Source organism: Nonomuraea sp. NPDC000554 (assembly GCF_040300065.1).
Taxonomy (GTDB): Bacteria; Actinomycetota; Actinomycetes; order Streptosporangiales; family Streptosporangiaceae; genus Nonomuraea.
On record NZ_JBEPDC010000053.1, the window covers coordinates 20,847 to 28,716 of the forward strand.

At 69.1% G+C, this 7,870-nt stretch carries 9 protein-coding genes; 5 read left to right on the plus strand and 4 right to left on the minus strand.

Annotated elements, in window-relative coordinates; translation table 11 throughout:
* Positions 1-111: 111 nt before the first annotated feature.
* The gene (locus ABT294_RS49895) at positions 112-963 is read right to left on the minus strand and encodes an alpha/beta fold hydrolase (protein WP_350813590.1); all 852 of its coding nucleotides are present in this window, start codon (positions 961-963) and stop codon (positions 112-114) included.
* Between the two features lie 104 nt (positions 964-1,067).
* On the opposite strand from ABT294_RS49895, the gene ABT294_RS49900 reads away from it, so the two are divergent.
* The 3 genes from ABT294_RS49900 (at position 1,068) to ABT294_RS49910 (ending at position 3,654) form a co-directional block, all read left to right on the plus strand.
* Complete coding sequence (locus tag ABT294_RS49900) at positions 1,068-1,916, plus strand: AraC family transcriptional regulator (RefSeq protein ID WP_350813591.1); 849 nt, start codon at positions 1,068-1,070, stop codon at positions 1,914-1,916.
* A gap of 106 nt (positions 1,917-2,022) precedes the next feature.
* Positions 2,023-2,823 carry a S1 family peptidase gene (locus tag ABT294_RS49905; protein ID WP_350813592.1) on the plus strand — a complete coding sequence of 267 codons (801 nt, stop codon included), beginning with the start codon at positions 2,023-2,025 and terminating at the stop codon, positions 2,821-2,823.
* A 294-nt stretch (positions 2,824-3,117) separates the two neighbouring features.
* Positions 3,118-3,654: a TetR/AcrR family transcriptional regulator gene (locus ABT294_RS49910; RefSeq protein ID WP_350813593.1), complete on the plus strand. Its 537-nt coding sequence runs from the start codon at positions 3,118-3,120 to the stop codon at positions 3,652-3,654.
* 9 nt (positions 3,655-3,663) lie between these two features.
* Here ABT294_RS49910 and ABT294_RS49915 read toward each other — a convergent pair whose 3' ends face one another.
* Both ABT294_RS49915 and ABT294_RS49920 read right to left on the minus strand, forming a co-directional pair.
* Positions 3,664-5,181 (minus strand): MFS transporter, encoded by a 1,518-nt coding sequence (locus ABT294_RS49915; RefSeq protein WP_350813594.1) that lies wholly within the window; start codon positions 5,179-5,181, stop codon positions 3,664-3,666.
* A complete protein-coding gene (locus ABT294_RS49920; protein WP_350813595.1) occupies positions 5,178-6,206 on the minus strand; it encodes a fatty acid desaturase family protein in 1,029 nt (342 codons plus the stop codon). The genes ABT294_RS49915 and ABT294_RS49920 overlap by 4 nt, the downstream gene beginning before the upstream one ends.
* Positions 6,207-6,282: 76 nt before the next feature.
* Here ABT294_RS49920 and ABT294_RS49925 point away from each other — a divergent pair, with 76 nt between their 5' ends.
* Both ABT294_RS49925 and ABT294_RS49930 read left to right on the plus strand, forming a co-directional pair.
* Positions 6,283-6,840, plus strand: a complete 558-nt coding sequence (locus tag ABT294_RS49925; RefSeq protein ID WP_350813596.1) for a TetR/AcrR family transcriptional regulator — start codon at positions 6,283-6,285, stop codon at positions 6,838-6,840.
* Positions 6,837-7,574, plus strand: coding sequence for a hypothetical protein (locus tag ABT294_RS49930; RefSeq protein WP_350813597.1), 738 nt, complete (start codon positions 6,837-6,839; stop codon positions 7,572-7,574). Before ABT294_RS49925 ends, ABT294_RS49930 begins: the two co-directional genes overlap by 4 nt.
* Before the next feature lie 74 nt (positions 7,575-7,648).
* Here ABT294_RS49930 and ABT294_RS49935 read toward each other — a convergent pair.
* Positions 7,649-7,870: cytochrome P450 (locus ABT294_RS49935; RefSeq protein ID WP_350813598.1), on the minus strand; the 222-nt coding region annotated here is incomplete at its 5' end.

A 7,870-nucleotide genomic window follows, 5' to 3' on the forward strand; every position in this document is an offset into this window, starting at 1 on the left:
AGGCCCCCTTCGACTGGCGGGCCGGGCTCAGGAGTCGAAGCGTCCGCCTGAGAGGCGCAGAAGGCGGTGTCGGTGGCCTCGTCGCCGGCGCGACCATGGCAATCGTCTCGTTCAGTCCGCCCGCGCGGCGTGGATCGCGGTGAAGGCCAGGAGGGGTGTGGCGGTCCGCGGCGGATCTTCCAGAAGGGGTGAGTGCCCGAGACCGGGCAGCAACTCGACTCTCGCGCCCGGAACGGTGCGGTAGTCGGCGGCGGATGAGGATCGCCATCTGCGGTCGTCCTCGCCGAAGATCACCAGTAGCGGCTTGCCGAGGGCCGTCAGCCGATCCGGGAGCGTCTGTTGCTCCAGGTAGTGGCGGGTGGCCTGCATCGTCGTGGTGAGCGAGTGGTAGGTCATGGCGCGCACCTCGTCCAGGAGGTCTTGTGGGATCTGGTAGCCCGCGCGGCTGAAGCCGGTGCTCGCGAACTGGCGGATCTGCTCGTCGGTCAGCGGCCACTGCGAGGGTCCGATTGCGGCCGATTCCGGGGCGATGAAGGCGTCCAGGCTGGGTCCGGTGTTGATGAGCGCGAGCGCGGTCACCAGGTCGGGTCGCTGTTCGGCGAGGGCGGTGGCGACCGCGCCGCCGCTGGAATGGCCGACGACTATGGCGTGCTTGACGTCGAGCCGGTTTAGTGCCGCGCCGACCCTGCGTGCCTGGTCCGGGAGCGCGTAGCTTTGGTCGGTCGGTTTGGCCGACCGGCCGTGTCCGAGCAGGTCGATCCGGATGACGCGATGGGCTCTGGTCAGCAGCGGAACCAGCGGGTCCCACGAGCGCGTCGAGGAGGCGGACCCGTGGATGAGCAGGAGTGCGGGGGCGTCGCGGGGGCCGTCCTGGCACACGTGGATGTCGGCGTCGTCCAGGGACAGGGTCGAACTCGCGGTGGCCTCGGCGTTCACGTGCGGTGCGCCGTCAGAAATGGTCATGAGGCCACTGTCGCCGCCGGAACGCGCCGGCGGATTGGACAAATGTTCCCCTCAGTCGGCTCGCATAGCATGGGATGGTGCGGACGTTCGTACACGGTGGGGCTGTGTGGCACGTCGCGTGCCCGCAGCGGCCCAGCCGGGTGGCCGGTGTCACCATGGCCGGGTTCCGTGTCCGTGACCTGGACACGCTGCGGATGGTCCCGCACCCGGCCGTGACGCTGCTTCTGGAGTTCGGCGCCGGCCAGCCCATCGTGGACGATGCCGGCGGACGGCAGCAGCGGGGAAGCCTCGTCGCCGGGCCCGGGATCGGGTCCGGAGGCGCGGTCTGGGCGCGGGGTGAGAACGTCGAGTGCGTGCAGGTGCGCCTGTCCCCGGTGATCGCACGCGCGGTTCTGGGCGTCTCCCCGGCCGGCCTCGACGGCGCCGTGGTGGCCCTCGACGATCTGTGGGGCCGGGAGGCGCCACAGATTCGCGAACGACTGGGCGATGTCTCGTCCTGGCAGGATCGCTTCGCGTTGATCGACGCGTTGCTCGCCCGCCGGCATGAGGCGGGGGCGCCGGTAGACCCGGAGGTGGCCTGGGCCTGGGACCGGATCGTCGTCGGCCGCGGCCTGGTCCGGGTCGACGGACTGGCGGCCGAGGTCGGATGGAGCCGTAAGCGCCTGTGGTCCCGGTTCCGCTCGCAGCTCGGCCTGCCGCCCAAGCGCGCCGCGAAGCTGGTCCGCTTCGACCATGCCGCCCACCGCCTGGTCGCGGGTGAGGGCGCGGCCCGAGTCGCGGCCGACGGCGGCTACGCCGACCAGTCCCACCTGCATCGGGACGTCATGGCGTTCGCCGGAGTGACCCCGGCGACCGTGGCCGGCGAGCCGTTTCTGGCGGTTGACGACATCGCATGGCCCACCTACGAAACCGGTGTTGCCTCTGCTGAGATGTCCGCCCTGGTCCGGGGGTAATCCCTACCATGAGTTGACGTGCTGGCGTGATAACCCCGCCAATCTCGAACACATAGCGTGGGTACCTCTTAATCCTCCATTGAAGGGGCTAACCCCATTGTTTGGCATGGAATCGTTCCGCCGCGCTCTGTCACGTTCCACCATCGTCGCCGCGGCCGGCGTGGCCTGTCTCGCCGCGACGACCGGTAGCGCCGGAGCGATCATCAACGGCAAGGACGCCACGCAGTCCTACTCGTTCATGGCGTCGATCCCGATATCGGCGCCGGGCCTGGGCCTCAAGGACGGCGTGTGCGGGGCGGCGTTGATCCACCCGCAGTGGGTGGTGACCGCGGCTCACTGTCTCAACAAGGATATCGGGTCGATCCCGACGGGAGAGGTCCGTATCGGCAGCGACCAGCGAAAGTCGGGGGGCACGGTCCGTAAGATCGCACAGGCGGTGGTCCATCCTCGTTTCGCCCAGGACACGCCCAACAAGAACGACATCGCGCTGGTCCGCTTGGACCGTCCTGTCTCCTACAAGCCCATCCGGATCGCCGAACGGCCAGGACGGCCCGGCACCCCGACCCGGATCATCGGCTTCGGCATCACCGAGTTCAAGCGCAACCCGGCCGACTGGAAGATGTCCCAGCGACTCCAGGAACTCGACACCCGCAGAGGCGCGAGGTCCGAGTGCGGCCCTGGCTACGCGACCAAGACCCGGCTGTGCACGGTCAGCCAGGTGCCGGACGCCATGGCATGCAACGGCGACTCCGGCTCGCCGCAGATCCAGCGCGGCAGGCGCGGCCGATGGGAACTCATCGGCGTCACATCAGGCCCCGGCGCCGCGAGCCCGTCCTGCGCGGAAGGTCCCGGCCTCTATACCAATGTGCCCGCTTACGCGGAGTGGATCAGCAAGACGATCCGCTAGCACAGCCCCGACGGCGGGACCGTGGCACGCGTCGGCATGGTGGGCACGTCCACGTAGCCGACGTCGCCACCGGCAAGCCCCTGCTGGAGCTGCCGAGTGGTCCCGGGTTGGGCGAGGAGACGGCCGTACCCCGGCGGGCGCGGCGACACCACGATCCGCCTGTGGAACCTGGCTGACGGACAGCGCGCGGCGAATGGCACCTCTACCTGCCGGAGGCCCGGCTCCGTCGTTCTGAACCCTCGACGCCAGGCATATGTTTGAAACGAGTGTTTGCCGCGCTGGTAGGATCCCCGCGTGGGAGTCCCCGAAAATTTGCTGGCCGCGGCCAAACAGTGCCTGGCCGAGCGTGGATACGCACGCACGACGGTGCGTGACATCGTCGCCGTCTCCGGCAGCAACCTCGCCGCGATCAACTATCACTTCCGCTCCAAGGACGCGCTGCTTACCCAGGCGATGATCGAGACGACCGGAGAAGCGGTCGAGGAGATCCTCAAGGCTCTCCCCGACGACTCCCGAGAGTGGTTCGGAGCGTTCTGGACCGAACTGATCGACTCCTTCCAGAGCAACCCGGCGCTGTGGCTGGCCAACGTCGACACGTTGGCGCAGGCGGCCCATCTCCCCGAGGTACGGGCCCGGCTGGCCGAGGGGCAGGCGCTCGCCCAGGGCGAGCTGGGCAAGCGACTCCCGCAGGAAGACAAGGCGGGGGCTCAGGTGCTGCTGACCCTGCTCATCGGCCTGTTGGTGCGGTGGAGCGTCGATCCGGACAACGCCCCAACAGCTCGCGACCTTGTCCTCGGTATCCGGTCCGTCGCCGAGGCGGCCACCGCCTGAGGCCCGGGCTCACCGCATCGCGTGCTGGCCGCTTCGCCGTTCAGGCTGCCCGGCACGCGGTACGGACCGCAGCAGGATCGGCGCCAGCACCGCCATCAGGCACAAGCCCGCGGCTGCCGCGATCATGGCGTGGTGCTGGCCCTGGGTGAAGGCTTCACGGGCCGTGGCGGCCAAGGCGTCTCCCGCCGGCTGCGGCAGGTGCCGTGCCGCCTCCAGAGCGGCGCCGAGGGTGTCGAGCGCCTGTGCTGGGGCGTCGGCATCGGCGAGGTGGTCGCGGTAGACGGCGGCGCCGATGCTGCCCAGCAGGGAGATGCCGAGCGCGCCGCCGAACTCGGTGGCCACCTGCGACAGCCCGGCCACCGAACCCGCCCGCTCCGGCGGAGCGGTGGCGATGATCAGGTCGGATGAGACCGTCAGGACAAGCGTGACTCCCCCGGCCATCAGCATGATCCCGACGATCAGCGGTATGGCTTGGCCGCTGGTGTCCAGCCTGGCCAGCAGTGCGAACCCGGCGGCGCCGATGAGCAGTCCGGCGCAGACCACCAGACCGGGACGGATCCTCCGTACCAGAACGGGGGCCAGCGCCGCGGTGAGCATGGCGACGCCCGCCGAGGGCAGGGCGTACAGGCCGGCGACGAACGGGCGGGCGCCCATGACCATCTGCAGGTACTGGGTGGTGAAGAGGCTGGAGCCGACCATGGCGAAGACGCCGAGGGTGTTGGTGCCGATGGCGGCGGTGAACGCGCGGCCGGCGAACAGCCGCACATCCAGCATCGGATGGGGCAGCGCGCGCTGGCGGCGCACGAAGGCGACCCCCAGCGACAGGCCGGCCGCGATGGCCGCCACCGGCGGCAGGCCGAAGCCGTCCTGGGCGATGTGCTGGACGCCGTAGATGGTCGGCAGGATCGCCGCCAGCGACAGCGCCACGCTGAGCAGGTCGAACCGGCCCGGGCGCGGATCGCGCGACTCCGGCAGCAGCAGCGGGGCCAGGACCAGCAGCAGCGCCATCACCGGCAGGTTGACCAGGAACACCGAACCCCACCAGAAATGCTCCAGCAGCGCGCCGCCCATCAGCGGCCCCAGCATGGCACCGCCGGCGAAGGCCGCGGTCCAGATGGAGATGGCTATGCGGCGCTGGCCGTCGTCGCGGAACATATTGCGGATCAGCGACAGCGTCGAGGGCATCAGCGTGGCGCCGCCGACGCCGAGCAGGGCCCGGGTGGCCACGAGCATGCCGGCGTCGGCGGAGAATGCGGCGATCGCGGAGGCGGCGCCGAACGCGCCCGCCCCGGCCATCAGTAGCCGTCGCCGTCCGATCCTGTCGCCCAGCGTGCCCATCGGCAGCAGGAGCCCGGCCAGCATGAACGGGTAGATGTCGATGATCCACAGCAGCTGGGAACTGCTCGGTGCCAGGCTGGCGCTGATGAACGGCAGCGCGTACGACAGCACGTGCAGGTCCACGGAGATCAGCAGGACCGGCAGGACGAGCACGGCCAGTCCGATCCACTGCTTGCGTCCGGCCTTCATGAGTGGGCCTCCTTCCTGAGGGGGGCGCCCGCGTGGTGCAGGTGGCGCACGGCCTCGACGTGCGAGGTCACGAAACCGACTTCGTGGTACGGCAGGCGCAGTTGCCGGCAGTAGGCCCGAACGATCGGCTGCGCCAGGCGAAGGTTGGGGGTGGGCATGCTGGGGAAAAGGTGGTGTTCGATCTGGTAGTTGAGCCCGCCCATCGCGAAGTCGACGAACCGGCCGCCGCGCACGTTGCGGGTGGTCAGCACCTGCCTGCGCAGGAAGTCGAGCTTGGTCTCCCCGGTCAGCGTCGGCATGCCTTTGTGGCCGGGCGCGAAGACACAGCCCATGTAGAGGCCGAACAGCCCTTGATGCACGGCGAAGAAGGCCAGCGCCTTGCCCGGGGGCAGGACCCAGGCCAGCACACCCAGGTAGAGGGCGAAGTGGGCGAACAGCAGCGCGCCCTCCAGCAGCCGATGCTTCATCCAGGGCTGCCGCAACGCGCGTACGCCGCCGGCGTGCAGGTTGAGCCCTTCCAGCAGGAGCAGCGGATAGAACAGGAACGCCTGTCGGCCGCCGATGAGCCGGGCCGGCCCGCTGCTGTCGCGTGCCTGCTCCTGTGACCACACCAGGACGTCGGGCACAACGTCCGGATCGAGGTCCTCGTGGTTGGGGTTGGCGTGGTGGCGGGTGTGCTTGTTCATCCACCAGCCGTAGCCGAGACCGATCCCGAGGTTGCCCGCGAGCCGTCCGAGGATCTCGCTCGGCCGCCGAAGACGGAAGATCTGTCGATGCGCCAGGTCGTGCAGCACGAGGGCGACCTGGGCGAAGACGATCGCGAAGTAGGCGGCCAACGGCACCTGGAGCCAGGAGTCGCCGAGCGAGAAGAACACCGCCACGCCTGCGAGGTAGAGACCTGCTACCACGCTGAGCCGTACCAGGTAGTAGCGCGGGCGCCGGTCGAGTAGCCCGGCCTGCATGACACGTCTGGACAGACGGCTGAAGTCGCTCGCGGCCGTGGCCGTTGCGGTTGCTTGCGTCATGCCGCCGACCATACACATGTTTTAATCGCTTGTGCAAAACATATGTTTTTGACAGATGTTTGGATAGGGTGACGGCATGGGAGAGCGAGACAAGCTGATCGACGGCGCCAAACGCTGCCTGCAGGAGCGCGGTTACGCGCACACCACGGCGCGCGACATCGCCAGGGCCTCGGGCGCCAATCTGGCCTCCATCGGCTATCACTTCGGGTCGAAGGACGCGCTGCTGTTCGAGGCCATGCTCGAGGCGACCACCGACTGGGCCGACGGGCTGCGTCAGGCTCTGGCGGATGACGTGCCGCGCGAGGGGTTCGAGACCCTGTGGCAGCGGGCGATCGAGCTGCTCGACCTGCACCGTCCCGTCTTCGTGGCCAACATCGAGGTCTTCGCCCAGGCCGAGCGCCTGCCGCAGCTGCGACAAGCGCTGGCTGACGCACAGGAAGCCGCCCGCCTGGAGCTGGCCGACTGGCTCGGCGAGGCCACGTTGCCCCGAGCGACACAGCGGGCGGTCGGCGCTTTCTACCTGACTCTGCTGACTGGACTGATCATGCAGCGGCTCATCGATCCGGAACGCGCACCCACCGCAGAAACGCTGACGGAGGCGCTGCATGCCATCCGGGCACGCGCCGTCGAATGACCACGCTCACCCTGAATCAATCCCTGGTGATCGTGGATGCCGTGAATGGGCTGTACTTCGCCGACCGCCTGGCCAAGGCGCACCTCTTGGCACAAGACGGTCATCACGCTGGGCGCACGTGCGAGCAGCAGATGCGCACGGCGGGCACGGGGAGCACAAGACTCTACGATGCACTGCGATGTACGATCCGGCGGGTGAACGGGAAGCGCTGGACCGACTATCTCCACGAGCGTCACCCGCCGGCCCAGCTTCGCGCATGGGCGCGCGAGCTGGCCTACTTCCGCTTCTGCCGCGCGTACGGCGGGCACTCCAACGACGGCGACCACTTGCTGGTCAGTCTGCGCGTCGAGACGCAGACCGACCTCTTGCGGACGCTGTCCGCACTCGACGTGCCCGTGAAGCGGCTCCCCCTCGACACCCCGCAACCGATCCCCGGCGTCGCCTACTCTGCGGCCGAGTTCTCCCGCTTCTCAACCGCCATGCCGCGCTTCCCTGGGATCGGCCAGCCCGGGCATGTGGAGATCGCCGGGCAACGCGCCCACGTCTGGTCGCACGGCGACCGCCTGAACATCAGCGTGGCCGACACGGTTGATCACTACAGCGTCACCGGCGTCGCAGTCGCTTCAGCCAAGGTCATCGAGGAGCTCCTGGCCCCGATCGCCGGCCAGGTCGTGGACCCGCCGCAGGACGACAGAAACTGCGTCTGCCCCCGCTACTACCCCGACCTCTGGTGAGCCGGCCGGTCAGGACGCACTGGCCGGAGCCGACGCAGACCCCGGTGTCCTCCTGGATCCGCATCATGTCCTCCTCACCAGGTGACCGGGAGTTCGTGAACGCCGTAGATGACGGCGTCCGTCTTGAACGGCAGGTCTTCGACGGGTGCGGCGAGCCGCAGGGTGGGGATGCGGCGGAACAGCGTGTCGAAGACGATCTGCAGTTCAAGGCGCGCCAGGTTCTGGCCGAGGCACTGGTGCGGGCCGAATCCGAAGGCGAGGTGGTGGCGAGCCCCGCGCTCGACATCCAGTTCGGC

Coding starts and splice junctions, on each gene's coding strand:
- ABT294_RS49925 (WP_350813596.1), top strand. CDS start 6,283: ATGGGAGAGCGAGACAAGCTGATCGACGGCGCCAAACGCTGCCTGCAG.
- ABT294_RS49895 (WP_350813590.1), bottom strand. CDS start 963: ATGACCATTTCTGACGGCGCACCGCACGTGAACGCCGAGGCCACCGCG.
- ABT294_RS49930 (WP_350813597.1), top strand. CDS start 6,837: ATGACCACGCTCACCCTGAATCAATCCCTGGTGATCGTGGATGCCGTG.
- ABT294_RS49915 (WP_350813594.1), bottom strand. CDS start 5,181: ATGAAGGCCGGACGCAAGCAGTGGATCGGACTGGCCGTGCTCGTCCTG.
- ABT294_RS49905 (WP_350813592.1), top strand. CDS start 2,023: ATGGAATCGTTCCGCCGCGCTCTGTCACGTTCCACCATCGTCGCCGCG.
- ABT294_RS49920 (WP_350813595.1), bottom strand. CDS start 6,206: ATGACGCAAGCAACCGCAACGGCCACGGCCGCGAGCGACTTCAGCCGT.